The sequence below is a fragment of the Rhodanobacter geophilus genome (assembly GCF_040812275.1).
In the GTDB taxonomy this organism is placed as follows: domain Bacteria; phylum Pseudomonadota; class Gammaproteobacteria; order Xanthomonadales; family Rhodanobacteraceae; genus Rhodanobacter_A; species Rhodanobacter_A geophilus.
This window is the reverse complement of record NZ_JBFOHL010000006.1, coordinates 120,739-146,457: the sequence shown is the minus strand read 5'-3', so window position 1 is coordinate 146,457 and position 25,719 is coordinate 120,739. Positions and strand designations below refer to the sequence as shown.

General features: G+C 63.1%; 21 protein-coding genes. 12 read left to right on the top strand and 9 right to left on the bottom strand.

Annotated features, from left to right (window positions below):
- The first annotated feature begins 90 nt into the window (after positions 1-90).
- Both ribB and ldcA read left to right on the top strand, forming a co-directional pair.
- A complete protein-coding gene (gene ribB, locus ABQJ56_RS08440) occupies positions 91-1,182 on the top strand; it encodes a 3,4-dihydroxy-2-butanone-4-phosphate synthase (protein WP_367844563.1) in 1,092 nt (363 codons plus the stop codon).
- Positions 1,183-1,346: 164 nt separating this feature from the next.
- Complete coding sequence (gene ldcA / locus ABQJ56_RS08435) at positions 1,347-2,288, top strand: muramoyltetrapeptide carboxypeptidase (RefSeq protein ID WP_367844562.1); 942 nt, start codon at positions 1,347-1,349, stop codon at positions 2,286-2,288.
- Between the two features lie 48 nt (positions 2,289-2,336).
- Here ldcA and coaE read toward each other — a convergent pair whose 3' ends face one another.
- From coaE to pilB, 4 genes are all read right to left on the bottom strand, one after another.
- Positions 2,337-2,957 (bottom strand): dephospho-CoA kinase, encoded by a 621-nt coding sequence (gene coaE, locus ABQJ56_RS08430; RefSeq protein WP_367844561.1) that lies wholly within the window; start codon positions 2,955-2,957, stop codon positions 2,337-2,339.
- On the bottom strand, positions 2,954-3,811 hold the full coding sequence (locus tag ABQJ56_RS08425; protein WP_367844560.1) for a prepilin peptidase: 858 nt from the start codon (positions 3,809-3,811) through the stop codon (positions 2,954-2,956). The genes coaE and ABQJ56_RS08425 overlap by 4 nt, the downstream gene beginning before the upstream one ends.
- Positions 3,812-3,944: 133 nt before the next feature.
- Entirely contained in the window at positions 3,945-5,219 is a 1,275-nt protein-coding gene (locus tag ABQJ56_RS08420; protein WP_367844559.1) for a type II secretion system F family protein, read from the bottom strand.
- Positions 5,220-5,444: 225 nt separating this feature from the next.
- Positions 5,445-7,154 carry a type IV-A pilus assembly ATPase PilB gene (gene pilB / locus ABQJ56_RS08415; RefSeq protein ID WP_437343404.1) on the bottom strand — a complete coding sequence of 570 codons (1,710 nt, stop codon included), beginning with the start codon at positions 7,152-7,154 and terminating at the stop codon, positions 5,445-5,447.
- Positions 7,155-7,305: 151 nt separating this feature from the next.
- Between pilB and ABQJ56_RS08410 the strand changes: the two genes are divergently transcribed.
- The 9 genes from ABQJ56_RS08410 (at position 7,306) to ABQJ56_RS08370 (ending at position 17,270) form a co-directional block, all read left to right on the top strand.
- On the top strand, positions 7,306-8,160 hold the full coding sequence (locus ABQJ56_RS08410) for a glycosyltransferase family 2 protein (RefSeq protein ID WP_367844557.1): 855 nt from the start codon (positions 7,306-7,308) through the stop codon (positions 8,158-8,160).
- 46 nt (positions 8,161-8,206) lie between these two features.
- Positions 8,207-9,301, top strand: a complete 1,095-nt coding sequence (gene gmd, locus ABQJ56_RS08405; protein WP_367844556.1) for a GDP-mannose 4,6-dehydratase — start codon at positions 8,207-8,209, stop codon at positions 9,299-9,301.
- A gap of 35 nt (positions 9,302-9,336) precedes the next feature.
- Positions 9,337-10,818 (top strand): lipopolysaccharide biosynthesis protein, encoded by a 1,482-nt coding sequence (locus ABQJ56_RS08400; RefSeq protein WP_367844555.1) that lies wholly within the window; start codon positions 9,337-9,339, stop codon positions 10,816-10,818.
- A gap of 266 nt (positions 10,819-11,084) precedes the next feature.
- Entirely contained in the window at positions 11,085-12,110 is a 1,026-nt protein-coding gene (locus ABQJ56_RS08395; RefSeq protein ID WP_367844554.1) for a glycosyltransferase family 2 protein, read from the top strand.
- Between the two features lies 1 nt (position 12,111).
- A complete protein-coding gene (locus ABQJ56_RS08390) occupies positions 12,112-13,074 on the top strand; it encodes a GDP-mannose 4,6-dehydratase (RefSeq protein ID WP_367844553.1) in 963 nt (320 codons plus the stop codon).
- Positions 13,071-14,324 (top strand): class I SAM-dependent methyltransferase, encoded by a 1,254-nt coding sequence (locus ABQJ56_RS08385; protein WP_367844552.1) that lies wholly within the window; start codon positions 13,071-13,073, stop codon positions 14,322-14,324. Before ABQJ56_RS08390 ends, ABQJ56_RS08385 begins: the two co-directional genes overlap by 4 nt.
- Positions 14,321-15,487, top strand: a complete 1,167-nt coding sequence (locus ABQJ56_RS08380) for a glycoside hydrolase family 99-like domain-containing protein (RefSeq protein ID WP_367844551.1) — start codon at positions 14,321-14,323, stop codon at positions 15,485-15,487. The genes ABQJ56_RS08385 and ABQJ56_RS08380 overlap by 4 nt, the downstream gene beginning before the upstream one ends.
- Positions 15,484-16,155 (top strand): class I SAM-dependent methyltransferase, encoded by a 672-nt coding sequence (locus ABQJ56_RS08375; RefSeq protein ID WP_367844550.1) that lies wholly within the window; start codon positions 15,484-15,486, stop codon positions 16,153-16,155. The genes ABQJ56_RS08380 and ABQJ56_RS08375 overlap by 4 nt, the downstream gene beginning before the upstream one ends.
- Entirely contained in the window at positions 16,152-17,270 is a 1,119-nt protein-coding gene (locus tag ABQJ56_RS08370) for an acyltransferase family protein (protein WP_367844549.1), read from the top strand. The genes ABQJ56_RS08375 and ABQJ56_RS08370 overlap by 4 nt, the downstream gene beginning before the upstream one ends.
- Here ABQJ56_RS08370 and ABQJ56_RS08365 read toward each other — a convergent pair.
- The 5 genes from ABQJ56_RS08365 to ABQJ56_RS08345 form a co-directional block, all read right to left on the bottom strand.
- Positions 17,246-18,292 carry a glycosyltransferase family 2 protein gene (locus ABQJ56_RS08365; protein ID WP_367844548.1) on the bottom strand — a complete coding sequence of 349 codons (1,047 nt, stop codon included), beginning with the start codon at positions 18,290-18,292 and terminating at the stop codon, positions 17,246-17,248. The two genes, ABQJ56_RS08370 and ABQJ56_RS08365, sit on opposite strands and share 25 nt — an antisense overlap.
- A complete protein-coding gene (locus ABQJ56_RS08360; RefSeq protein ID WP_367844547.1) occupies positions 18,262-19,188 on the bottom strand; it encodes an NAD-dependent epimerase/dehydratase family protein in 927 nt (308 codons plus the stop codon). Before ABQJ56_RS08360 ends, ABQJ56_RS08365 begins: the two co-directional genes overlap by 31 nt.
- Positions 19,181-20,230 (bottom strand): glycosyltransferase family 4 protein, encoded by a 1,050-nt coding sequence (locus tag ABQJ56_RS08355; RefSeq protein WP_367844546.1) that lies wholly within the window; start codon positions 20,228-20,230, stop codon positions 19,181-19,183. Before ABQJ56_RS08355 ends, ABQJ56_RS08360 begins: the two co-directional genes overlap by 8 nt.
- Positions 20,231-20,343: 113 nt before the next feature.
- Positions 20,344-22,323 carry a hypothetical protein gene (locus ABQJ56_RS08350; RefSeq protein ID WP_367844545.1) on the bottom strand — a complete coding sequence of 660 codons (1,980 nt, stop codon included), beginning with the start codon at positions 22,321-22,323 and terminating at the stop codon, positions 20,344-20,346.
- A 154-nt stretch (positions 22,324-22,477) separates the two neighbouring features.
- Positions 22,478-22,927 carry a pilin gene (locus ABQJ56_RS08345; protein WP_437343407.1) on the bottom strand — a complete coding sequence of 150 codons (450 nt, stop codon included), beginning with the start codon at positions 22,925-22,927 and terminating at the stop codon, positions 22,478-22,480.
- 481 nt (positions 22,928-23,408) lie between these two features.
- Here ABQJ56_RS08345 and ABQJ56_RS08340 point away from each other — a divergent pair, with 481 nt between their 5' ends.
- Positions 23,409-25,553, top strand: a complete 2,145-nt coding sequence (locus ABQJ56_RS08340) for a S9 family peptidase (RefSeq protein ID WP_367844543.1) — start codon at positions 23,409-23,411, stop codon at positions 25,551-25,553.
- The last annotated feature ends 166 nt before the right edge of the window (positions 25,554-25,719 follow it).

Here is a 25,719-nt window from a genome sequence, read left to right as displayed (position 1 = left end):
AAGCGTGGCGCTTCGCTCCGCCCGCACCCTCCTCCGCCCCTGCGGGGCACCTTCTCCCGGCGGGAGAAGGAACACACCACGGATACCTCCATGCCTTTCAACACCATCCCCGAAATCCTCGACGACATCCGCGCCGGCCGCATGGTCGTGATCCTCGACGACGAGGATCGCGAGAACGAGGGCGACCTCGTGATGGCCGCGCAGATGGTGCGGCCCGAGGACGTCAACTTCATGGTGCGCGAGGCGCGCGGCCTGCTGTGCCTCACGCTCACCGAGCAGCGCACGCGCCAGCTCGGCCTGCGCCCCATGGTCAGCGACAACACCTCGCCCTACCACACCAACTTCACCGTCTCGATCGAGGCGGCCGAGGGCGTCACCACCGGCATCTCGGCGCACGACCGCGCGCGCACCATCCAGGTGGCGGTGAAGTCCGACGCGAAGCCGCAGGACCTGTCCCAGCCCGGCCACGTGTTCCCGCTCACCGCGCAGCCCGGCGGCGTGCTCACCCGCGCCGGCCATACCGAGGCGGGTTGCGACCTCGCCGCGCTGGCCGGGCTGGAGCCGTCCGCGGTGCTGATCGAGATCCTGCACGAGGACGGCTCGATGGCGCGCAGGCCCGAACTGGAAGTGTTCGCGCAGAAGCACGGGCTGAAGATCGGCACCATCGCCGACCTGATCCGCTACCGGCTGGAAACCGAGAAGACCATCCAGCGCGTGCACGAGGAGAACGTCGATACCGAGTTCGGCCCGTTCCGGCTGGTGGCGTGGCGCGACGCGATCCGCCACGGCCTGCACTATGCGCTGGTGCGTGGCGCGGTGGACGACGGCGCGCCGGTGCTCAGCCGCGTGCACGTGCGCAACACCCTGTCCGACGTGCTGCACCTGAAGCGCGACGACCTCGGCCTCACCGTCACCAGCGCGCTGCGCCGCATCGCCGACGAAGGCCGCGGCGTGCTGCTGGTGCTGTCCGGCGAGGACACGTCCGAGGCGCTGCTGGCCCGGCTCAAGCGCCAGCCCGCCGCGTTGGCGCCCGAGGACGCGCAGCAGCAGGAGTGGCGCCAGCTCGGCCTCGGCGCGCAGATGCTGGCCGACCTGGGCGTGCACCAGCTGCGCGTGCTGGGCACGCCGCGCAAGCTGGTGGGCCTGGGCGGCTTCGGCCTCGAGGTGGTCGAGCACGTGTGACCCGGTTCGCGGGAGCGGCCGTGGGAGCGGCTTCAGCCGCGATCTCTCCCCACATCCGTCGCGGCTGAAGCCGCTACTGTGGCCGCATCCATGGCCTGTTTTTGCCATGTCCGGGCCTGCCGTTGCACGCATAATCCGGACGTCCGCTCCCATCGATGGCACCCATGACCACTACCCGCGTCCGCCTGATCGCCCCCTCCGGCTATCCGCACGACCGCGCCGCGATGGCGCGCGGCGTGTCCCGCCTGCATGAGGCGGGCTGCACGCTGGATGGCCTCGATGTGCTGGATCGGACCGAACTGCGCTACGCCGGCAGCGACGCCGAACGCGCAGCGGACATCAACGGACTCGCCACGCTGGACGCGTTGCCCGTCATCGCGCTGGCGATCCGCGGCGGCTACGGCGCCACGCGCCTGCTGGAACACCTGCACTACGACGCGCTGCGCGAACGGCTGTCCGGCACGGACACCGTGCTGGTGGGCCACAGTGACTTCACCGCGATCCAGCTGGCGCTGCACGCGAAGTGTGGCCTGGTCACGTTCGGCGGACCCATGCTCGGTCCCGACTTCGGGGCGGAGCATCCGGGCGCACTGACGCTGCCGCACTTCTGGCGCACCGTGCGTGCGGCAGAGGGCAGCGCCGAGTGGGCCAGCAGCGGCGAGCATGCACTGGATCTCGAAGGGCCGCTGTGGGGCGGCAATCTCGCGATGCTGTGCAGCCTGCTGGGCACGCCGTATTTTCCGCGCATCGACGGCGGCATCCTGTTCGTGGAGGACGTGGGCGAGCCACCGTTCCGCATCGAGCGCCTGCTGTACCAGCTGCACCTTTCCGGCGTGCTGGGGCGCCAGCGCGCGCTGATCCTCGGCGACTTCACCAACTGTCGCCCCAGCGCCTACGACAACGGCTACGGCCTGGCGGAGGGCTTCGCCCAGCTCCGGCGCATGGCCGGCATCCCGGTGCTGGACGGCCTGCCGTTCGGCCACGTGCCGGACAAGTTCACCTTGCCGTTCGGTGCGGCAGCGCGGTTGCGCGTGGGCGGGAGCAGGGCGCGGCTGGATTTCGCCGGTTACCCGCATTTACTCGAGCGGTCCATACCACCCTTGTAGGGCGGCTTCAGCCGCGACCGGGCGTACGAATCGCGGCTGAAGCTGCTCCTACGGCCGCCCCTGCCGATCCGCCGCCAGCGCCAGATAGCGCCGGTGCAGCGCCAGCACCGTCGCATCCAGCGCCGCCTCGTCGCCGCTGTTGTCGATCACGTCGTGGGCCAGCGCCAGCCGCTGCTCGCGGCGTGCCTGGTGCGCCAGCATGCGCCGGGCCAGCGCCTCGTCGATGCCGTCGCGGGCGACCAGGCGGGCCAGCTGCAACTCCACCGGCGCGTCGACCAGCAGCACGCGGTCGATCCAGCGGTAATGCTCGATGTTCTCGGCCAGCAGCGGGATCGCCAGCAGGCAGTAGGGCGCGGTGTCGGCCAGCGCCCGCTCGTGCAGCCACTGGCGCACGCGGGGATGGATGATGCCTTCCAGCGTCCGCCGCGCCGCCGCATCGGCGAACACGCGGCGGCGCATGGCGGGGCGATCCAGCCCGCCCGTGGCGTCCAGTGCCTCGTCGCCGAACGCGGCAGCCACGGCGGCCAGGCCTTCGCTGCCCGGTGCGACCACCTCTCGCGCGGCCACGTCGGCGTCGTGCACGGGCACGCCCAGCGCGGCGAAGCGACGCGTCACCACGCTCTTGCCCGCGGCAATGCCGCCGGTCAGGGCGACGACGTAGCTGTTCATCGCAGGCCGGTCAGCTGCAGGTAGGCATGCAACAGGGCATCGCCCGCCACGAACCACACCCAGCCGGCCATGGCGATGAACGGGCCGAACGGCATCGGTACGCCGCGCTCGTGGCGGGAGAGTGCGATCAGGCCGCCGCCCACGATGGCACCGATCAGCGAGGACAGCAGCACGATGGGCAGGATCGCCAGCGGCCCCATCCACGCGCCCAGCGCGGCCAGCAGCTTGAAGTCGCCATGGCCCATGCCTTCCTTGCCGGTGAGCAGCTTGAACAGCCAGTACACGCTCCACAGGCTGAGGTAGCCGATCGCCGCGCCGAGGATGGCGGTGGAGGGTTCCACGAACAGCGGCTTCAGCGTCAGCAGCAGGCCCAGCCACAGCAGCGGCAGGGTGAGCTGGTCGGGCAGCAACTGGGTGCGGAAATCGATGCCGGACAGGGCGACCAGCGCCCAGGTGAACAGCAGGCCGGCCAGTGCGGGCCAGGTCGGGCCGAGCTTCCACACCACGACGGCGCTGAGCACGCCGCTCAGCAGTTCCACCAGCGGATACTGGATCGAGATCTTCGCCTTGCAGTAGCGGCAGTGCCCACGCAGCAGCAGCCAGCCGACCAGCGGGATGTTGTCCGCCGCCGACAGCGGGTGCTTGCAGTGCGGGCAGTGCGAAGATTCGCGCACGATCCCGGGCGGCAGGGCTTCATCCCCGGCCTCCAGTTCCAGCACGTCGCGCGCCTCGCGCCGCCATTCGGCCGCCATGCGCTCGGGCAGGCGCAGGATCACCACGTTGAGGAAACTGCCCACCAGCAGGCCGAGCACGGCGGCGAGGGCGGTCCAGGCGGGAAGGGGCAGGTCGGGCATGCGTGGTCGGGTGGCGGCTACGGGGCGCCCAAGCTTACGGGCTTGCTGGCAGGAGCGCATCTTGTACGCAAGTCGCTTTTGGCAGCGTCCGGGCCAGGGGCTTTCGTGCGCAGGAGCGCTCCGTAGAAGGAGATCAACCCACGGTACCGGCCAGCTTGAAGATCGGCAGGTACAGCGAGATCACCATGCCGCCGACCACCACGCCCAGGATCACCATGATCATGGGTTCGAGCAGGGTGGACAGGGTGTCGACCGCGTTCTCCACTTCCTCTTCGTAGAACTCGGCGACCTTGAACAGCATGCTGTCCAGCGCACCGGATTCCTCGCCGATCGCGGTCATCTGCACCACCATGTTCGGGAACAGGTTGGTCTGGCGCATCGCCAGCTGCAACTGGTGGCCTACCGAGACGTCATCACGGATCTGCTTCACGGCGTCGCCGTAAATCACATTGCCGGTGGCGCCTGAGACCGAGTCCAGCGCTTCCACCAGAGGCACGCCGGCGTGGAAGGTCACGCCCAGGGTGCGGGCGAAGCGGGCGATCGCCGATTCGCGCATGATCTTGCCGAACACCGGCAGTTTCAGCATGACGCGGTCGAGGAAATGGGCGAACTTCGCCGAGCGTTTCTTGCCCGCCACCAGGCCCACCACGCTGCCGATGATGATGAGCAGCACCAGCCACCACCAGCTCTTCATGAATTGCGAGGCGGCGACCACGAACTGGGTAGGGGCGGGCAGGGCGGCGCCAGCGTTCTGGAAGGTTTCCGCGAACACCGGCACCACGAACAGCAGCATGACCATGCAGACCAGGAAGGCCACCGCCACCACCATGATCGGGTAGAACAGCGCCTTCTTGATCTTCTTCTTCAGCGCCTCGGTGCGTTCCTTGTAGGTGGCCACGGTGTCCAGCACGGTGTCCAGCACGCCTGAGGCCTCACCGGCCCGCACCAGGTTGCGGTACAGCTCGTCGAACTGCACCGGGTAGCGGCCCAGCGCCTCGTGCAGCGCCTGGCCACCTTCGAGGCCCTGCTTCACGTCCAGCAGCATGTTCTTGAAGCGGACGTTCTTCTGGCCGTCGGCGATGATGTCGAAGGACTGCACCAACGGCACGCCTGAGGTCATCATGGTGGCGATCTGGCGGCTGAACACCGCCACGTCGCGCGGCTTCACCGAGCTGCCGGTGGAGCCGAACAGCGGCTTGGCGCGCTCGCGTACCGTTTGCGGGTTCATGCCCTGGCGGCGTAGCTCGGCCTTCACCAGCGAGGCGTTCTTCGCCTGCATGTCGCCCTTCATGCGCTTGCCGCGCTTGTCCAGCGCCACCCATTCGTAGACGGTGAGCTTGCTGACCGCGGCGCGCTCGGCGCCGACCGCGCGCGCGTCCTTCTTTGCCGTTGCGGATGCCGTGGCCATGCGCTGTCCCCCTGATGGTGCGTTCCCATGGGCCGTTCAGGCCATGGAATCGTTCTGGTACCGAAGCTTACGTCATTTCTCTGCCGTGAAACCGTGGCGGCGGCCACAGCTGGCGCAAAGGGGCAAGGAGCACCGCAGAAGCGGTTGTAGGAGCGGCGTAGGAGCGGCTTCAGCCGCGATTCCCTGCCCGTCGCGGCTGAAGCCACTCCTACCGGAGCCCCTGGATCAATCCTTGGTCACCCGGTCGATCTCGGAGAGGCTGGTAAGGCCCTGTTTCACCTTGAGCAGGGCCGAGGCGCGCAGGTCGTTGATGCCGGCGGCCTTGGCCACTTCGGCGATCTGCAGCGCATTGCCGCCCTGCAGGACGATCTTCTGGATCTCCTCCAGCATCGGCATCACCTGGTAGATGCCCACGCGGCCCTTGTAGCCCTCGTTGCACTCGTCGCAGCCCACCGCCTCGTAAACGGTCAGGCCTTCATCGATGTCCTTCTGGCTGAAGCCGGCGGCCAGCAGCACGTGCGGCGGCAGGTTCTGCGGCTTCTTGCAGCTGTGCAGGCGGCGCGCCAGGCGCTGGGCGATGATCAGGGTGACCGAGGAGGTGATGTTGTACGGCGCGATGCCCATGTTCATCAGGCGCGCCACGGTCTGCGCCGCGTCGTTGGTGTGCAGGGTGGACAACACCATGTGGCCGGTCTGGGCGGCCTTGATGGCGATCTCGGCGGTTTCCAGGTCGCGGATCTCGCCCACCATGATCACGTCCGGATCCTGGCGCAGGAAGGAGCGCAGCGCGCTGGCGAAGGTCATGCCGCGCTTCACGTTCTGCTGCACCTGGTTGATGCCTTCGACGCGGATTTCCACCGGGTCCTCCACCGTGGAGATGTTGCGCTCGGCGGTGTTCAGCATGTTCAGGCCGGTGTACAGCGACACCGTCTTGCCCGAGCCGGTGGGGCCGGTGACCAGCACCATGCCGTAGGGCTTGTGGATGGCGTCCACGTAGAGCTTCTGCTGGTCCGGCTCGTAGCCCAGCTTCTCGATGCCGATCTTCGCTGCCGAGCCGTCCAGGATACGCAGCACGATCTTCTCGCCGAACAGCGTGGGCAGCGAGCTGACGCGGAAGTCGATCGCGCGGGTCTTGCTGAGGTTGAGCTTGATGCGTCCGTCCTGCGGCACGCGCTTCTCGGCGATGTCCAGCTGCGCCATCACCTTCAGGCGCGAGCTGATGCGGCTGGCCAGCTTCAGCGGCGGGCTCGCCACCGCGCGCAGCATGCCGTCCATGCGCAGACGTACGCGGTAATGGGTCTCGAACGGCTCGAAGTGGATGTCCGAGGCGCCGCGCTTGATCGCGTCGACCAGGATCTTGTTGACGAACTTCACCACGGGAGCGTCGTCGGTGGCGGTGGCATCGATGCCGCCGCCGCTCTCCTCGATGTCACCACCCTCGGTCTCCAGGCCCTCCAGGTCGTCGCCGCCCATGTCGGGCATCACGTCGTGCATGCTGCTCAGCGCGACATCGATCGTGCGGTTGAGCTGGCTGCGCTCGACCAGGATCGGCTCCACCATGCAGTTGGAGTGGAACTTGATCTCCTCCAGGGCGTCCAGTTGCATCGGGTCGGCGATACCGACGAACAGGCGCTTGCCGCGCCGGAACAGCGGCAACGCACGATGCTTGGTCAGCAGGGCCTCGCTGACCAGGTTGACCGGCAGTTGCGCAGGATTCAGTGCGGCAACGTCCAGCATCGGCATGCCGAATTCCAGCGAGGCCAGGCGCAGCAGGCGCAGGCCGTCCACCAGGTTCTTGTCCAGCAACCACGAGGTCAGGGTGACGCGTTGCTGGCTGCTTTCCAGCACGGCACGGCGGGCATCGGCTTCCGGCAACAAGCCCTCGGCTACCAGCCGGCGCGCAAGGCCTGTCAGGCCCACGAGTGGCGTTTGCATTGCGGATGACATGGAATGATGGCCCCCAGAGTCCTTCTGGCGCCGAATCTACCCCAGTCTGCCCCGAAGGTCATCACGTGCGACGGGATCGGAGCCGCAGTCGTGACGTCTGCTTCACGTTATGATTCGCCATGACTCGGGGAGCCGACCGTTGAACCACCTCAGCATCATCCTGCCTGCCAAGAACGAAGCCCCTGCGCTTGCCGATTTGCTGCCGCGTTTGCGTGCTGCTTATTCCGGGGCCGAAATCATCGTGGTGGATGACGGCTCCACCGACGATACCCGCCGGGTTTGCACCGAAGCCGGCGTGGATTGCCTCAGTTCGCCGTACTCGATGGGCAACGGCGCGGCGATCAAGCGCGGTGCCCGCGCTGCCAAGGGTGACATCCTCGTTTTCATGGACGGCGATGGCCAGCACGATCCAGCCGACGTCGCGCGCCTGCTGGCCCGACTCGACGAAGGTTACGACATGGTGGTCGGCGCCCGTGACTGGGGCAGTCAGGCCGGCGTGGGCCGCGGTCTTGCCAATACGCTCTATAACTGGTTGGCCACCCGCATGACTGGCCAAGCCGTGGCCGATCTCACCTCCGGCTTCCGCGCCGCGCGCGCGGACAAGTTTCGTGAGTTCCTCCATTTGTTGCCCAATGGCTTCAGCTATCCCACCACCAGCACCATGGCTTTCTTTCGCAGTGCCTATGCGGTGGCTTATGTGCCGATCAAGGCTGCGCAACGAGTGGGCAAGAGTCACATCAAGCCGTTGCGCGATGGTGTGCGTTTCTTGCTGATCATCTTCAAGATCGCCACGCTGTATTCGCCGCTCAAATTGTTCGTGCCAGCCAGTGCGATGTTCTTCCTGCTTGGTTGTGCAAATTATGCCTGGACCTTCCAGCACGAAGGTCGCCTGACCAACGGCAGTACCTTGTTGTGGAGCGCATCAGTAATCGTATTTCTGATCGGGTTGATATCGGAACAGATAACTTCCCTTATCTATCGGCAAAGTCAATGATGGTTACGCGGCCAAGGTGGCCCAATTTAAGAAGGATTGCCCGTCAATGGGACCTGCAACAAAGCGCGCATTGATCACCGGCATCACCGGTCAGGATGGGGCCTATCTGGCCGAATTTCTGCTTGATCGCGGATATGAGGTTCATGGGATCAAGCGGCGTGCCTCCTCTTTCAATACCAAGCGTATCGATCATCTGTACCGTGACCCGCACGACCCGGGTGTGCGTTTTTTCTTGCATCATGGCGACGTCACGGATTCTTCAAGCCTGATTCGCATCATGCAGCAGGTGCAGCCGGACGAGGTTTACAACCTGGCAGCGCAAAGCCACGTGGCGGTGTCCTTCGAGCAGCCGGAATACACCGCGGACACCAACGCGCTAGGCACATTGCGCCTGCTGGAGGCCATTCGCATTCTCGGGCTGCAGCAGCGCACCCGCTTCTATCAGGCATCGACCTCCGAGATGTATGGGCTGGTGCAGGAAACCCCGCAGGGCGAGAACACGCCGTTTCATCCACGCTCGCCTTACGCGGTGGCTAAGTTGTATGCGTACTGGATTACCGTGAACTATCGGGAAGCACACGGCATCCATGCAAGCAACGGCATCCTGTTCAATCACGAGTCGCCGGTGCGTGGCGAGAACTTCGTCACCCGAAAGATCACCCGAGGCCTCGCGCGTATCAAGCTCGGGTTGCAATCGTGCCTGTATCTGGGAAACCTGGATGCGAAGCGCGACTGGGGGCATGCGCGCGACTATATCGTTGCGCAATGGCTGATCCTGCAGCAGGATCAGCCGGGTGACTACGTGATTGCCTCAGGTCATCAATACAGCGTGCGCGAGTTCGTCAATGCGGCCGCTCGCGAGATGCAAATTGACCTCACTTGGCGGGGCAGTGGCCTGGATGAACAGGGCGTGGATGACCAAGGGCGGGTGGTTGTCGCCGTCGATCCGCGCTATTTCCGTCCAACGGAAGTCGATACCCTGTTGGGTGATGCTTCAAAGGCGCAGCGTGAGCTCGGATGGTTTCCGACCACTGGCTTCGACGAACTCGTGCGCGAAATGGCGCAGACCGACCTGCGCGCTGCCCAGCGCGATGCCTTGATTACGCGGCACGGCTATCGTGCTGACGACTTCAACGAGTAACGTGCATGCGCCTAGCGTGGAACATGGCTGCGGCGATGGCCAACTCAACCGTTGTCGTGTTGGTCAGCCTCATCGCGCTACCGTTTTACGTGCGTTTTCTCGGCATGGAGGCATATGGCCTGATCGGGTTCTACGCGACACTGCAGACGGTGCTGCTGGCGCTCGATCTGGGCCTCGCGCCAACGGTCAGTCGCGAAATCGCACACGGTGCGGAAACGGGACAGCAGCGGCGTTCGGCATCGTTGTTGCGCACGTTGGGTGTGGTCTATGTCAGCGTTGCTGTCGTGATCGTCGCCCTCATTGCGCTGATCGCGCCGTGGATTGGTGCCGATTGGCTGCACGCGAAAACGTTGTCGGAATCGACCGTTACGCAAGCTGTCACTCTGATGGGTGTGAACCTCGCTTGCCGTTGGCCCATCAGTCTCTACCAGGGGGCGCTGATTGGCGCGCATCGGCTTGCACATTCAGCTGCGACGAGCATGGCGACCAACATCTGCGCAGCAATCACGACGATCGCGGTCCTTGCGTGGGGTGCTAGAAGCATCCAGGCATTCTTCGTTGTGCAGGCAGCCTTCGGGTTGCTGCAGGTGCTCGTGTTGCGTGGACTGGCGTGGAGAGCCGTAGGTGAGTTCGGTGCGCCGTACGATTTCGGTGATTTGCGGAGGGTGTGGCATTTCTCAGCATGGATGGGCGGTGTCGTGATTGCCGGCCTTTTGGTATCCCAATTCGACAAGGTCGTGTTGAGTCGCGTCGTCACGCTCGAGTCCTTTGCGCATTACATGCTGGCAGCGCTGCTCGTCAGTGGATTGCAAGTTCTCACGACGCCAGCGTTCAATACGCTGTTTCCGAAGTTTTCAGCGTTGATCGCGAAAGGGGACCGGTCATCGCTAGAGTACCTCTACATCACGGCTTCGCGGCTGTTTTCTACTTCACTGTTTGCGCTTGCATTCGCGGTGGTGTTTCAGACGGAACCTATGGTGACAATTTGGCTTGGCGATGCCAAGGTCGCCGCGGACGTCGCGCCACTTGCGGCTTGGCTCGCCGTCGGGTCTGCCTTGAACGGGATCATGGTCTTCCCGTATTGCCTGCAACTCGCAGCAGGGAAACCGAAACTGGCGTTTCTCATCGCCGCGGGCTTGCTGGTGATAACCGTTCCTATGGTGATAGCGCTCGCAATCAAATACGGTGCGATCGGCGGCGCGGTGAGTTGGGCGATACTCAATGCCCTCTACCTGTTCATCGGGACATGGCTGACGGGCCGCGAGGTGATGGGATTCGCGGGTTGGCTGTGGCTCAAGCGCAGCGTATCGATACCATTGATCGCCACGTTTGCGCCGGCCTTGCTCGGTGCGTGGGTATGTCGCACGCTCGCCGTCGCACCATGGATGTCCTTGGGGTGCGGTGTGATCGCGGCATCGACCGGGATCGTACTGGGGTTTGCCGGCAGTTTCTCTTCCGGAGAGCTTCGACGTGTTGTGGATATGGCGATCGGCCGTCGCACACCTGTCGGGCGCTGACTTTCATAACTGGAATATGAGGGTGTGACCATATTGGGAAGTGTTACCGACAATCTGATTGGCTACGAAAACTGCCGGTACGTTTCCCACGCGTTCGCGAACGCGAAGGGGGAGGCTTCGATATCGTTGCAAAACGCTGACCTGCGGAATTTGTGTGCATGGGATTTCCCAAGCCTTAGCTGGAACGGATTCGCGCTCGTTCCCGATGAGTCATTATTGGTACAAGTTCAGGCGTTCGTGCCGAATATGCCTGTCAGGAGCGCCTGATGCAGCCACGTTTGTCCATCTGCATTGCGACGTTGAATCGCGGTGCGTTCATCGGTGAGACGCTGGACACGATCGTTTGCCAGTTGCACGATGATGTCGAAGTCGTGATCGTTGATGGAGCTTCGAAGGACAATACTGCCGAGATCGTGGGTCGGTACGCCGAGTCGGATCCGCGTGTGCGTTACATTCGGCTTCCGGTCAACTCCGGAGTTGACCAGGATTATGACAAGGCTGTTGACCATGCCCATGGCGAATATTGCTGGCTGATGACCGATGACGACCTGCTCAGGCCGGGTGCCATCGATCGCGTGCTCGCCGCATTGGATGGTCGCGTCGAGCTCGTCGTCATCAACACGGAAGTGCGCACCGTGGATTTCGGTGCCGCTCTGCGTAATGCGTTGGTCGCCAAGCATGTAGACACGGAATACGCCCCCGAAGATGCGGACCGGTTGCTTGTTGATACAGCGCATGCCCTCAGTTTCATCGGGTGTGTTGTCATGCTGCGCAGCTTCTGGCAGTCGCGTGATCGAGCCTCCTATTACGGATCGTTGTTCATCCATGTCGGAGTGATCTTCCAGGGGCGCACGCCCCGCACGCGTTTAATTGCTGAGCCGCTCATCTCGATCCGTTACGGCAACGCGATGTGGACCCCCCGCGGCTTCGAGATATGGATGTTCAAATGGCCCTCTTTAGTGTGGTCCTTCGATAGCGTGTCGGCACAGGCGAAGTCGCGCATCTGCGCTCGGGAGCCTTGGCGACAACTTCGTAAGCTGTGGCTTTACCGAAGCGTCGGTGGTTATGCGCGTGCAGAGTACCAACGCTACCTTGTCGAGAGGCCGATGACATTGTTCAAGCGCGCGTTGTCGTACGGCATAGCGGGTGCTCCAGCGGTTCTTGCCAACGCGGTGTCGAGTCTCTACTGCGGCCTGTTTGCTCGCCACGCACGCATGAACATCTACGATCTCTCGCGCAGTCCGCATGCGACGTTTGTCGCACGTACCGTCGCACGGTTGGTGGGTTATTAAGGTGAACACGGTTCTCATCACTGGCATCAGCGGGCAAGATGGCAGCTATCTTGCCGAGCAACTACGCGGGGAAGGGCGTCGGGTCATCGGGCTGCTGCGCCAAGGGCGCGCGGCGCCTGTACATCGCGTCGAAGGCATCGAGATCGCTGAATGGGATTTCGTTGATATCGCCGCTTTGCGCAGCCTGCTGCACACGCTTCAACCTCTCGAATTTTACAATTTTGCGGCGTTCTCCACCGGCGCGGGTATGTACGATGATGCGGTGGCAATTGGCGAGTTCAACGGAATCGCCGTAGCCCGAATGCTGCAAGCGATCGCGGAGACCGGCGGTTCGATCCGTTTCTGTCAGGCGTCGAGCAGCGAAATGTTCGGCGATACCACCGACGCGCCCCAGGACGAGACCACACCTTTCAGGCCTCAAAGTCCTTACGGTGCAGCGAAGCTGTTCGCGCATACCACAGTGCGCGCTTATCGGGAACGGCATGGCGTGTTCGCTTGTTCCGCGATCCTTTATAACCACGAGAGCCCACGCCGAGGATCAGCCTTCGTTACCCGCAAAATCGCCGATGCGGTTGCACGCATCCAGGCTGGCCGCAGGGAGCCCTTGCATCTGGGCAATCTCGAGGCGCGGCGGGACTGGGGCTATGCCCCCGATTACGTGCAGGCAATGCGATTGATGCTCGCCCATGACGTGGCTGATGACTACGTCGTTGCCACGGGTATATTGCATTCGGTGCGTGAATTCTGCGAGGTTGCGTTCTCGCACGTAGGTCTCGACTATCGCGATTGGGTCGTGGAAAGCGTTGCCGATCTGCGACGCGATACCCGCGGTCCTCTGGTGGGCAGCGCTACGAAGACCCGCGATCGCCTCGGATGGCGACCGACGACGGATTTCGAGACGCTGGTGCACCTGATGGTCGACGCGTCGATCGCTTCCCTCGATCCCAAGGATTCGATGTCATGATGCAAGCCATCAATCGTTGTCGCATTTGCGGCAACACCCGCCTTGAGCAGGTTCTCGATCTCGGCGAACAGATGCTGACCGGTGTGTTCCCACGCTCGCGTGATGTGCGGGTGACCACCGGCCCGTTGAAGCTGGTGAAATGCATGGGAGATGAAGCGTGCGGATTGCTGCAACTCGGGCATTCCTACGATCTCGGCGAGATGTACGGTGATAACTATGGTTACCGATCCGGACTCAACGCGAGCATGGTGCAACACCTGCATGCGAAGGTCGAGCATGTGCTCGGCCTGGTGTCGTTACGTGCGGGCGATCTCGTCGTCGATGTTGGTGCAAATGATGGCACGACGCTTGGTGCGTATCCGGAATCGCTTGGCGCCGATCTTCTCGGTATCGATCCCACTGGCGCGAAGTTTCGTGAGTATTACAAGCCGCACGTCGATTTGTGCGCTGATTTCTTCACGGCCGGCACGTTGCGAAAAGTGCGGCCTGGCAAGCGCGTCCGCGTGCTGACCTCGTTCTCGATGCTCTATGACCTCGAGTCGCCGATGGTTTTTATGCAGGACGTGCATGATGTTCTCTCCGACGACGGCGTGTGGGTGTTCGAGCAGAGCTACATGCCAGCGATGCTCGATTCACTGTCTTATGACACTGTCTGCCATGAGCATCTGGAGTACTACGCGCTGAAGCAGGTGAAGTGGATGGCGGATCGCGTCGGCTTCACGATCGTCGACATCGAGTTCAATGACGTCAACGGTGGAAGCTTCTCGGTGACCGTGGCCAAGTCGACATCCGGCATGCGGGAAAGCCCCGAGATCAAACGTATCCTTGCCGAAGAGCAGGCGCGCGGGCTCGACGTGCTCGCGCCATTCGAGGACTTCGCTCGCCGTACGATGGAATCGCGTGATGGCTTGCGTACGTTCTTGGCAAAGGCCAAGGCCGAAGGCAAGACGGTCGCCGCGCTTGGCGCATCGACGAAGGGCAACGTATTGCTGCAGTACTGCGGCATTACCATCAACGATATCGCCGAAGTTGGTGAAGTGAATCCAGATAAATTCGGTGCGATGACGCCGGGAACCTTCCTTCCTATCCAAAACGAAATCGAAGTACTGGCGCATAGGTACGATTATTTCCTGGTGCTGCCGTGGCATTTTCGGCGCCATTTTCTCGCCAATCCGGTATATGCCGGACGTGCGCTCGTGTTCCCGCTACCGAACCTGCAGGTCGTGCACGCAGGGGAGGTACATGGGTGACGCTGAATGCCGACATTGGTGGTGCTGCTCCGCGCGCTCGCGCGATCGCGTTTTACTTGCCACAGTTTCATCCAATTCCGGAAAATGATGAGTGGTGGGGCAAGGGTTTTACCGAGTGGACCAATGTCGTCACCGGTACACCGCGCTTCAATGGGCACGGTCAGCCACACCTGCCGTCGGATCTCGGCTTCTACGATCTGCGTGTCGCGGAGACCCGGCAGCAGCAGGTCGATATGGCGCGCGCGGCTGGCATCGAGGCGTTCTGCTATTACCACTACTGGTTTCGCGGCAAGCGGCTTCTGAACCGACCGTTCGATGAGGTCCTTGCCTCGCACAAGCCCGACTTTCCATTCTGTCTGTGTTGGGGGAACCAGACTTGGTCGCGCGCATGGAGCGGGCGCGAGCACGATGTGTTGATGCTCCAGGACTATGACGATGCCGACAATGCAGTGCACATCGACTGGCTATGCCGTGCATTCGTCGATCCGCGTTATGTGCGAGTTGGAGGGCATCCACTTTTCCTGATCTACCAACCGGAAGACATACCAGATGTCACGCGTCTGCTGCAGCAGTGGCGACACGCATGTGCGGAGAAGATCGGTGTGGAGCCCTGGTTTTGCGGCGTGCTCACGGGCTTCTCGACACACGACGCCATTGCGCTGAAAGAGCAGGGGTTCGATGGCGTTGTCGAGTTCGAGCCCAATCGCAAGCATTTTCCTGCGGCGAAGAACGCCACAGGTCATGTGGTGTCGCTGTTGCAGCGCGTTCTGCCCACATCTTGGTACGACGTCTTGCGCAACAACCGTTGGCTCGGCAAGCGCAACCTCAACACGATTGTCGACTACGCCGCGTACGTCGATCGCTCGGTCGCTCGCCCCGCACTGGACGACACGACGTACCCCGTGGTGTTCCCCAGCTGGGACAACACGGTGCGCCGCACTTCTGCGACGATTATCGAAAACCACGATGCGGCGCAGTATGCACGCTGGCTCGATGACGCTGTGTCGCGTGTGGCTGAGCGGGTGCCCGACCAGCGCCTCGTTTTCCTCAATGCCTGGAACGAGTGGGCCGAAGGTTGCCATCTCGAGCCGGATCAGCGTCACGGCTACGCGTTTCTCGATGCAACCGCGACGGTGCTCGGTCTGAGCAAGGTGAGCGCATGACGCGCGAGGCCATCACCGATGTCTACGCCCACGCAAATCCGGTGTTCGTCCGCGCCGTGCGTGCGCACACGGCGCAAGCGGAGGTGCTCGACGTCGGTTGTTGGAATGGTACGCTGGGTCGCGTGTTGATGCGCGAGAGCCAAGCGATCGTCGATGGCATCGAACGCGACGCGACGCAAGCGGAAGCGGCACGCGCGGCCGGCTATCGACGCGTTGATGTCGTAGACCTCGACGATGGCGTGCCGCCAGCCGGCGGCCGAACCTACGACTTCGTGCTGTTCGGCGACGTACTCGAACATCTCGTTCATCCCGAGTGCGCGCTTGCCGCCCTCGTGCCGCGCTTGAAGCCTGATGGCCGCGCAATCCTGTCGTTGCCGAACGTCGCCTTCGCCGCCAATCGCCTCACGCATTTGTTGGGGCACTGGGACTACAAGGACTACGGCATTCTTGATCGCACGCACCTGCGCTTCTTCACGAAAGATTCGATGATCGCGTTAATCGAAGGCGCGGGCCTGCGCGTCGTGCGAATCGACGGCTACGTCGGGCTTCACAAGTATCCAGCGCTCATTCGTGAGCCCCTGCGCTTTCTCGGTCGTGTATGGCCGAGTCTGTTCGCGATCCAGATCGTGCTGGAGGCCGTGCCGGCCTCGAAGTTGGAGGCGGGATGAGCGCTGCCGTTGATCGCATCGTGGGCACTGTGCCAGTTGATCGCATGATTCCGGGTATCCACGCTTTGCGTGGGCTTGCCGCGGTGGCGGTGGTGCTGTTCCACTTCACGCAACTCACGCCGGTGCCGGTGCCCGAATCGCTTCGTTTCGTGGCCAACGATTTTGCCGAGGGCGTGTACCTGTTCTTCGTACTCAGTGCGTTTGCGCTGATGCATTCGACCGAACGCCACACCGGGCGACCGCAATGGGCGAAGACCTTCTTTATCAAACGATTCTGGCGGATCGCACCCCTGTTCTATCTGATCCTGGTGCTAGTCGTATGCTGGCGACTGACCAGTGGCGGCGTGGTCGATCCGTGGCAGGTGTTTTTGAACCTGACATTTACCACGGCATTCTTGCCAAAGGATGGCATGGTGCCGGCGGGATGGACCATTGGCGTGGAAATGCTGTTCTACGCGATATTTCCGGTGCTGCTACTGACCGTGCGTACGATGCGTGCTGCAATCGTCTTGTCTATTGTTACGATGCTTGCGACTTGCGCGGATCGCATCCTGTTGTTCCGCGAGTATGGCAGCTGGGCGAACTTCATGGTGCCATCGAACTTGTGCTTCTTTGCGTTCGGCATCCTCGCTTATCGCATCGCGCTATCTGATCACGCGGCAAGTCGGCGGATTCGGCAGATCGCGCCGATCGTCTCGCTTGCCGCCATCATAGGGCTGCTTCTCGTGCCGGAATCGTATCCGCTGCGTGGAGGGGCGGCCCTGATCAAGATCATCTGGGGGCTCGCATTCGCACTTCTTTGCACATGGCGTGGCGTGGCGAAATCGCATCGCGGCAATCCGCTGATGCATTATCTCGGTGAACGTAGCTACAGCATCTATCTGCTGCACCCGCTGGTGATCTGGCTGCTGCGCTCGCGCTTGCAGAATTTGTATTCGATGCTGGTGCCGATCGTCGGCGGCCTGGGAGGCTGGTGCGTGTGTGTCGCGATACTGCTCGCTGTTCTGCTTGTGGGATGCGAAGCGACGTATCGCATGGTGGAGCTGCCTGGTATCCAGATGGGCGGTTGGGTTAATCGCCGCCGCCAGTCTCAGGACACGTGTGGCATGCCGTGACGCTGCAGCATCTCGACTTTCCGCAACCGCCAGCGCACTGCCGAAAACCATTGTGCGGCCGTGATCAGGCGCGTGGCCTGTACCATGTTGCGCCGCGTGCGCAGCACCGCCCATTCGCGGAATGGCACCAGCAAGGCGGGCATGTACACCTTGCTGAACAATACTCCGTCGCGGCGCACCAGCGACAGCGCGAGACTTTCGAGCATCAGCGCGATCAAATGCGCGAAGAGCAACGGCCACATCAGCACGGTCGGCGTCAGGACCATCAGCGCGCGCGTCTTGTTGCGCTCGCTCAGCCTGCGCCGGCGAATCGATGTGCGGAGGCCTGCATCGGCGCGGTTTCCGCCGAAGGTTGCGCCCTGCCGGTGGCGATAGTGGCTTTTGCGCAAGGCGCGAACAGGCATGCCGCGCAGACGTGCAACCCCGCACAGGTACAAGTCTTCGCCGATCGATTCCATCCACTCGGGAAAGCCGCCGAGTTCGTGCCATGTTGCGCGCGGGCACCACAAGCATGCGCCAATGACGTAGGCAACCTCATCCCTGTTGGAATCGAGGTTGGGAATGGGATTGCAGAACGGATCAAGCAGGCAGCCTCGATCGACCAGGGTGCCATTTTCCCAGTCCAGTTGCGGCAGGGTGAGGATTGCCTGCGCGCCGATTCGTGCAGCTTCGTCCAGCAGGCACGAGATGGCGTCGGGTGCAAGCGCGGCATCGTTGTTGAGCAGGAGAACATACTGCCCTCGTGCATGTGCCACCATGCGGTTGTTGCCAATACAGAAGCCGACGTTTTGTGTGCTGGCGATTACTTCGACATGCGGATAGCGCTGTTTCAACAAGGCAATCGAATCATCTGTCGATGCATCGTCGTGAACAATGATTTCGATGCTGTGGTCGCCTTGCTGGGCCAATATGGATTCCAGGCAGTCGGCGAGCAGCCCGGCACCGTTGTAGTTGGCAATGCATACCGAGCAGATCGGAACCTCCGGGCGATTCACTGCTGCGTGGTATTGAACCATGCCCATGTCTTCTTCAACCCTTCATGCAGGGAGGTTGTGGCACTCCACCCGTACTGTTCCCTGGCCAAATTCGCGCTCATCACGATGCGGGGAGCGTCCACGGCGCGACTGGCATCGTAATCCCGGTGCAGATGCTGACCGGTAACCAACTCAAGGGTGTCGAGCAAGGTGTTGAGGCCGATGCCCTGGCCGCTGGCGGCGTTGTAGGGAAAGCAGCCGTTTGGCATCGGCCGCTCTGTCGCGGCGACGCACAACTTGATGAAATCATCGATGTAGAGATAGTCGCGAACCGAGGTGCCATCACCCCACACCGACAATGTTTCACCGCGTCTGATCTTGCCCATGCAGGTCGGGATAATGCCGAAGCCCATGCGCTCCATCTGGCCGGGGCCATATAGGTTGGATGGTCGAAGTATGGTGGCCCGGCCACGATACTGGCTGCACCAGGCGCTGATGAAATGCTCGGCGGCGACCTTGCTTGCGCCGTGATAGGAGCGTGGGCGGATAGCGGAACCCTCGCTCGCCACCTCGCCGGGATCGGTGCAGTAAAGGCTGCCGCCGGAGGACAGATAAAGCAGATCTGTCCGGGGAAGGGATTGCAGGGCTTGCAGCATGGCCAGCAGTGGATGCAGGTTGTTCTGCAACTCTTCCAATGGACGACCCGCCGAGCTACCAGGTGTCGAGCATGAGGCGGCGTGAACCACCACCCGGCTGCGTTCGAGCAGGGGCAGGAAATGATCGGCCTGGCTCAATTCGCCGGTGACGACCTCCACGTTCTCCATGTGCAGGTTCGGCGGCCGGCGGCTGACCGCGATCACCCTTTCGCCGAGCTCCGCGAGCGCGCGAGTCAATGCGGACCCGACAAAGCCGCTTGCACCGAAGATCAGGATGGAGTCACGCAATGCCGTCGTCCCCGAGCAGCTTTCGATAGATGCGAGTGTAGCGCCCGGCGCAGTCGTCCCAAGTGCCGAATTCGCGCAACGCCCAATTGCGTGCAGCTTCGCCGAATCGGCGATTGGTGTCGGTGTCCTCCAGCCGACATAATGCGTGGCCGTACTCGTTCGAGTCGTCGCAAAGCATGCCGGTTGCTTCGTCATCCACGATGCCAGCGTGTGCGGGCATGCGCGAAGCAATGATGGGCAACCCTGCGGCCATGGCTTCAAGCATGACTTGCGGTCGCCCTTCCGCGTGCCGGCTCAACGTGATGAGGCCGCAGGCATGCGGGAACCACTCGGCGGCCAACTGCTCCGGCGTCGCTGCGCCGTGATAGTGCACCCAGTTCGGTATCTCCATGTTCTCCTGCATGGGGCCGAACAGGTGCAGTTCGCGCTCTGCACCTTGGAAATGCTCTCTGGACCATTCGAAGAGCGGGCCGAGCTTGTCTTCAGTCAGACGAGTCACGGCCAGCCAGCATTTGACAGGTTGCGCATGGATATTCCGATCTATGGCATACCAGCGTGGATCGATACCGAAGGAAACCGGCACCACTTCGGCGATATCGCCAAATGCTGCTTGCAGCGGCTCCACCATCCATTCCGCATTCGGACAGATGGTCACCTTGCGCCGGCGCATGGTCCGGCGCAGCGCCCGGCGCATGAGAGGAAGTCGCAATAGCTTGAGATCATTGCCCAACACGGTAATCAGCGCGGGCTTGCCATCCTCAGGCAATGGCAGTGCGCACTGAAGCCAGTTGACATGGTAGACATCGGTGGCCGGATTCCGGCGATAAGCCGAGGCCAACATGCGCAGCAGGGCGACGGGTGCCAGGAAATCCTTGGCGCGTCCTTGCCGCATGAGATGCGAAATGCCACCGGATGACATGAGTCGCGCAAGCCAGTGCCTTTCCATTTCTGTCGTGACTGATTGCACGGTGGCGGGCAATTTCCCCGGCGGGGCCCATACGCTCAGCCGAACATCGTCGGATCGTGCCAGGGCGTTGACCATGTGACGAATGAATACGCCGCGCCAGTCCGACTCGTCGCAGGGATAAGACGTACTGAGTAGCAGGACTCGCATGATCGCTGGATCTGGATAAGACGCAGTGGCGGCGGCGTGGTTCACTGCAGCCCGGGAAGTGTGCGCAACTGTGCCAGCGTGCTGTTGAGGCGACCGCCATAATTCAAGGGTTCAAGGTGCTTGATGGCATCGAGCGCGTCGTCCTTCCTGCCGAGAGCCGCGAACATCCGTACCAAGGTGATGCGATAGGCTGGCTCGGCAGGGGCGGCCTTGACGGCTTCCTCGGTCATCCGCAGACCAAGGTCCCTGTCACCGAGCACGTTCCAGCCATAATCACCGTAGTTGGCAAGCAGGCGGCCATCAGGATTTGGGTGCGAAAGTGCGGCCAGGAAGGCGTCCACCATGCGGTTGATTGGCAGATTGCACAGGTTGTCCTGCACACACTTGGTCAATGCCGCAAGCGAGCTTTCGTCCTGGACTCCCGGCTTGTGTGCCTTGAGCTTGCCGATCAGGCTGTTCCACCACGCATCCTTGATCGGCAGGTGCATGCGCGAGTTCATGAAAATCAGCGCCTGCTCTGGGAGTATCGATGCATCGGGCAGAGCGGCGGCGCGTTCCAGCGGAGCATAGGCCAGCTTGGTGAAGGGGGAGGCTGGGTCGTAATGCGAGTAGATGATGCAGGTGCGGCCCAGTTCGTATTGGGCACGCGGCGAATCGGGTGCGCGCGCAGCCAAGGTTTCGGCGAGCAGCAGCGGATTGCCCCATGCAGTCGCAGTCATCGCCGTTTCGCTTGCCCACAGCAGCAGCAAGCCACCCAGCAATAAGCGGCGCGACAGCAGCATGGGCTGTCCCGCGCGCACAACCAGCAACGGTACAAGTGCCAACATCAACCCGAAGCTGGCGAAATAGTTGCGATGCTCGTAGATCAGTTCCAGCGGCAGGATGGTGCCGGTGAGCGATTGGCAGCCGAGAAAAAGTGCAATGCCGAGCGCCGCCAATGGTTGCCGTGGGCGCAGCCATGCGGCCGCGGCAACCAGTGCAATCAAAGTGATGATGCTGGCAAGCGTAGTCCACGGTGCAAGCAAGCCATTCGAGATGCGGAAGTTGTCGTGGTAGAACGAAAGCGCTTGCGGCGTGGGCAGCAAGGTGTCGACTAGGTAGCCGACCACGACGCGTGTCTCGCTGAGCAGTCGCGTGCCTAGCGTGAAATCGCGGGTGGCCCAGGCCGCCGGATTCAGCACGCCAGGTAGCAGCCATGCAAGCCCGACGACCATGGGCAGCGCCAGCACAAGTACGAACAGAGCAATGATGCGGCGGTCGGGTGCAGTGCTGTTGCTGGTACTGAAGCGAAACAGTGCCCATTCGACGAGCAGCGCGTAGAGCGGCAGCATCACCGCCGTTTCCTTGGCCAGCACGCCCACGGCGGCCGGAACGGTGATGCTGAGAGCGCACAGCCAGAATTCGCGCCACCGCCTTCCTTTGGAGGTTGACGGCGGCGCCACCGGAGCCGTCATGCGGCAACGTGCCACTACATAGCCGATCAGCCCTGCGAGCACGAACAGGTTCGCCATGCTCTCTTCGCGCTGCACCACGTACAGCACGCCGGTGAGGTTGATCGGCAGCAGCATCCAGCATGCGGCGATCAGTGCTGCGGTCACGCCCGCTACGGAAGCTTCGACAGCGACTGCAGAAGAATTGCGACTGGGGCCTCTCTGGGTGGGCGCGTTGGCTGCGGCGACCAACAGCCGCGCCAGCACAAAAACCAGCAGCCCGTTCAGCAGGTGGATGACCAGGTTGGTCAGCTTCCAGCCGAATGGATTGAGCCCGCCGGCGAGGTAGTTGAGCGCGAAGCTCAACGATGCCAGCGGCCGCTTGAACTCGCTGGCGGGTGACGACAACGCTGCATTCACCAGCGAGGCAAGATCCGCATGGGTCGGTTGCACGCCGAGGTTGTCCACGATGTTGGGGTAATCGTCGAACAGCCAGTCGCCGGACAGCCCCGACCAGTACACGGCCGCTGTGGCGGCAACGGCAAGCGCCAGCATCAGCCAGGGCAACCATGGGCGAGTGCGTTCATTCATGTGCATCGGGGTGATCCGGCAAGCGAATGACAACATGTTAGCGAAACGGTCGGCATGGCAGGGGTTCCATCCTTCACCTCCGGCACTGCGTTTCGCTCGCAAAAAGAAGGGCCGCAAAAATGCGGCCCCTCGAGGTATTACGGTGTGACAACGATCAGCGGCAGCTGGCCGGGAGGTACTTGGTCGGCACCGTGCCACCAGCGCACTTCCAGGTGATCGGGCCGGTGACCTGGGTGCCGGCGGCAAGGGCAGCGCCGTTGGAATACGGCGTGAAGACGACGGTCTTGGTATCTGCTTCGCTGTTCGTGCCGGTGACCGTGGCGGTGATGACACCGTTCGCGGTGACTTGCAAGTTGGAAACATATTGAGAGGCTACGCTCGCTGCTGTGGCCGGCAGGCCGGCCGAAGTGTTTGAACCGGGGACGGCACCGGTCGACTGGACCGTTTCTGCCACGGCGGTGCGTGCCATGTCGATGGCGGACAGCGCCTCTGTCACCTTGGAGCGGATGATGTAGTTCTGGTAGGCCGGCACGGCGATGGCCGCCAGGATCGCGATGATCGCGACCACGATCATCAGTTCGATCAGGGTGAAGCCTTTTTGCATGGTCTTCATGGTGGTTCCTCTGTTGGCTAGCTAGCTGTTGTGGCCCCCTGGGTTCCGGCCCCGATACCCCCTAGGCGGGATCGAACCCCATCACGACATGGTCAGGAACGACCAGGAAGCTGGCGGAATCGAAGCATTGAGCATGCCACGACCACCGCGGGCATATTGCCTCATGTCGCGGCGCTTGTGTGTTGTGCATGCGGTCACGAAAGGCCGCCACCGGTAGTGCGAGGACTGGATTCCGTGCGCCTGGTGGCACTCGGGATGCTTCGCGAGGCGTGGTCAATTGGGGCAGCAAGTGACGCAAATTGTCAGCTTGCGGCCGATTGGGTTGATGCGGGCCGTCCGGCATGGGGCGGAGAGCGACCCCGCCCGGGGTGCTGCCCGAGCGGGTTCGAGGTGACCTTCAACGGTCCTTGGCTTGCGCCATCCCCCTCGTGTGCTTACCTTGCCCGATTGCCAACCACCCCGGGGAACGACCATGAAGAAGGCCCTGACGGCCGCGCTGCTGCTGGCGCTGGCGGCGTCGCCTGCGCTGGCGGCGGATACCGACACGGTGGCGCCGGTGGATACCGCGATCACCGTGGACCACGCGCCGCATCCGTTCAACGTGCGCGACCTGGTGATGATGCAGCGGGTGAGCGATCCGCAGCTGTCCCAGGACGGGCGCTATGCGGCGTTCGGCGTGCGCAGCACGGACTACGCGGCGAACAAGGGCGTCAATGCGATCGCGGTGCTGGACCTGTCGCATGACGGCCGGCCGGTGACGGTGGCGGCGAAGGGTGCTTCCTCGCCGCGCTGGGCGCCGGATGGCAAGAGCGTCTACTACGTGGCGCCGGCCGATGGCGTGGCGCAGTTGTGGCGGCTGGATTTCGCGGCGGGCGAGGGCGGGCTGGATCTCGCCGGCCACAAGGCGCCGGTGCAGGTGAGCCATGGCGTGCTGGACGTGCAGGCGTACAAGCTGTCGCCGGATGGCAAGAGCGTGCTGCTTTCCTACGCGGTGTTCACCGACTGCGGCACGCTGGCCTGCACCAGGCGGAAGCAGGACAGGCGCGCGGCGGACAAGGCCACCGGCACGATCTACAGGAAGCTGTTCGTGCGGCACTGGGATACCTGGGCCGACGGCACGCGCAACCAGCTCTACCTGGCGCGCTTCGGTGCGAACGGCCAGTTGCCGGCCGAGCCGACCTTGCTCTCGCGCGGCATCGACGGCGACATTCCCAGCAAGCCGTTCGGCGACGACAGCGAGTTCGCGTTCTCGCCCGACGGCAGGACGGTGTATTTCGATGTGCGCATCGCGGGCCACGGCGAGCCGTGGTCGACCAACTTCGACATCTACAAGGTGCCGGCCGACGGCTCCGCCGCGCCGGTGAACCTCACCGCCGGGAACAAGGCGTGGGACGCGTATCCGGTGCCTTCGCCGGACGGCAGGACGCTGTACTACCTGGCGATGAAGGTGCCGGGTTTCGAGGCGGACCGCTTCGGCATCATGGCGCTGGACCTCGCCACCGGCGCGAAGCACGAGGTCGATCCGCAATGGGATCGTTCGCCGGGCGGCATGGGCATTTCCGCCGACGGCAGGACGCTCTACGTCACCGCCGACGACAATGGCCAGCACCCGCTGTTCGCGGTGGATGCGGCGAGCGGCAAGGTGCGGCAGCTGGTGGGCAACGGCGAAGTGAGCGCCTATTCGCTGGCCGGCTCGCGCCTGCTGCTGGCGCGCGACGACCTGAAGCACCCGGCGGACCTCTACACCGTGCACGCCGACGGCAAGGATCTCAGGCAGGTCACCCACTACAACGCCGCGATGCTCGCGAACGCGCGCGAAGGCGATTTCGAGTTCTTCACCTTCAAGGGCTGGAACGACGAGGCGGTGCAGGGCTACGTGGTGAAGCCGGTGGGCTATGAGCCCGGCAGGAAGTACCCGGTGGCCTTCATCATCCACGGCGGGCCGCAGGGCGCGATGACCAACAGCTGGAGCTACCGCTGGAACCCGCAGACCTACGCGGGGCAGGGCTTCGCCGTGGTCACCATCAATTTCCACGGCTCCACCGGCTACGGCCAGAAGTTCACCGATTCCATCTCGGGCGACTGGGGCGGCAAGCCGCTGCAGGATCTGAAACTGGGCTGGCAGGCCGCGCTGGACAAGTACAGCTTCCTCGACGGCAACCGCGCCTGCGCGCTGGGCGCCAGCTACGGCGGCTACATGACCTACTGGATCGCCGGCGTGTGGAACCAGCCGTGGAAGTGCCTCGTCGACCATGACGGCGTGTTCGACGCGCGCATGATGTACTACGCCACCGAGGAGCTGTGGTTCGAGGAACACGAGAACGGCGGTCCGCAGTTCGAGGTGCCCGCGAACTACGAGAAGTTCAACCCGCTCGACCACGTCAAGGACTGGCGCGTGCCGATGCTGGTGGTGCATTCGGGCCATGACTTCCGCATTCCCATCACCCAGGGCCTGGGTGCGTTCACCGCGATGCAGCGACGCGGCATCCCCAGCGAGTTCCTCACCTTCCCGGACGAGAACCACTGGGTGCTGAAGCCGCACAACAGCGTGCTGTGGCACGACACGGTGAATGCATGGCTGAAGCAGTGGACGGCGGAGCCAGCGGCCAAGCAATAAGCGAAGGCACCCCACCCCAACCCTCCCCTGCAGGCAGGGGAGGGAGTAAAAGCGGAGCATCAGCCTCCTGCAAGCAGTACGCACGCCACCCCCTTCCCCTGCTTGCGGGGATCACGCCATCTCCTCCCCCTGCTTGCGGGGATCACGCCATCTCCTCCCCCTGCTT

What these genes read in the sequence shown, in the direction of transcription:
- ABQJ56_RS08345 (WP_437343407.1), bottom strand. Translation starts at nt 22,927, where the DNA reads ATGCAAAAAGGCTTCACCCTGATCGAACTGATGATCGTGGTCGCGATC.
- gmd (WP_367844556.1), top strand. Translation starts at nt 8,207, where the DNA reads ATGGGACCTGCAACAAAGCGCGCATTGATCACCGGCATCACCGGTCAG.
- ABQJ56_RS08420 (WP_367844559.1), bottom strand. Translation starts at nt 5,219, where the DNA reads ATGGCCACGGCATCCGCAACGGCAAAGAAGGACGCGCGCGCGGTCGGC.
- pilB (WP_437343404.1), bottom strand. Translation starts at nt 7,154, where the DNA reads ATGCAAACGCCACTCGTGGGCCTGACAGGCCTTGCGCGCCGGCTGGTA.
- ribB (WP_367844563.1), top strand. Translation starts at nt 91, where the DNA reads ATGCCTTTCAACACCATCCCCGAAATCCTCGACGACATCCGCGCCGGC.
- ABQJ56_RS08350 (WP_367844545.1), bottom strand. Translation starts at nt 22,323, where the DNA reads ATGAATGAACGCACTCGCCCATGGTTGCCCTGGCTGATGCTGGCGCTT.
- coaE (WP_367844561.1), bottom strand. Translation starts at nt 2,957, where the DNA reads ATGAACAGCTACGTCGTCGCCCTGACCGGCGGCATTGCCGCGGGCAAG.
- ABQJ56_RS08425 (WP_367844560.1), bottom strand. Translation starts at nt 3,811, where the DNA reads ATGCCCGACCTGCCCCTTCCCGCCTGGACCGCCCTCGCCGCCGTGCTC.
- ldcA (WP_367844562.1), top strand. Translation starts at nt 1,347, where the DNA reads ATGACCACTACCCGCGTCCGCCTGATCGCCCCCTCCGGCTATCCGCAC.
- ABQJ56_RS08370 (WP_367844549.1), top strand. Translation starts at nt 16,152, where the DNA reads ATGAGCGCTGCCGTTGATCGCATCGTGGGCACTGTGCCAGTTGATCGC.
- ABQJ56_RS08385 (WP_367844552.1), top strand. Translation starts at nt 13,071, where the DNA reads ATGATGCAAGCCATCAATCGTTGTCGCATTTGCGGCAACACCCGCCTT.
- ABQJ56_RS08340 (WP_367844543.1), top strand. Translation starts at nt 23,409, where the DNA reads ATGAAGAAGGCCCTGACGGCCGCGCTGCTGCTGGCGCTGGCGGCGTCG.
- ABQJ56_RS08365 (WP_367844548.1), bottom strand. Translation starts at nt 18,292, where the DNA reads ATGGGCATGGTTCAATACCACGCAGCAGTGAATCGCCCGGAGGTTCCG.
- ABQJ56_RS08400 (WP_367844555.1), top strand. Translation starts at nt 9,337, where the DNA reads ATGGCCAACTCAACCGTTGTCGTGTTGGTCAGCCTCATCGCGCTACCG.
- ABQJ56_RS08355 (WP_367844546.1), bottom strand. Translation starts at nt 20,230, where the DNA reads ATGGTCAACGCCCTGGCACGATCCGACGATGTTCGGCTGAGCGTATGG.
- ABQJ56_RS08395 (WP_367844554.1), top strand. Translation starts at nt 11,085, where the DNA reads ATGCAGCCACGTTTGTCCATCTGCATTGCGACGTTGAATCGCGGTGCG.
- ABQJ56_RS08375 (WP_367844550.1), top strand. Translation starts at nt 15,484, where the DNA reads ATGACGCGCGAGGCCATCACCGATGTCTACGCCCACGCAAATCCGGTG.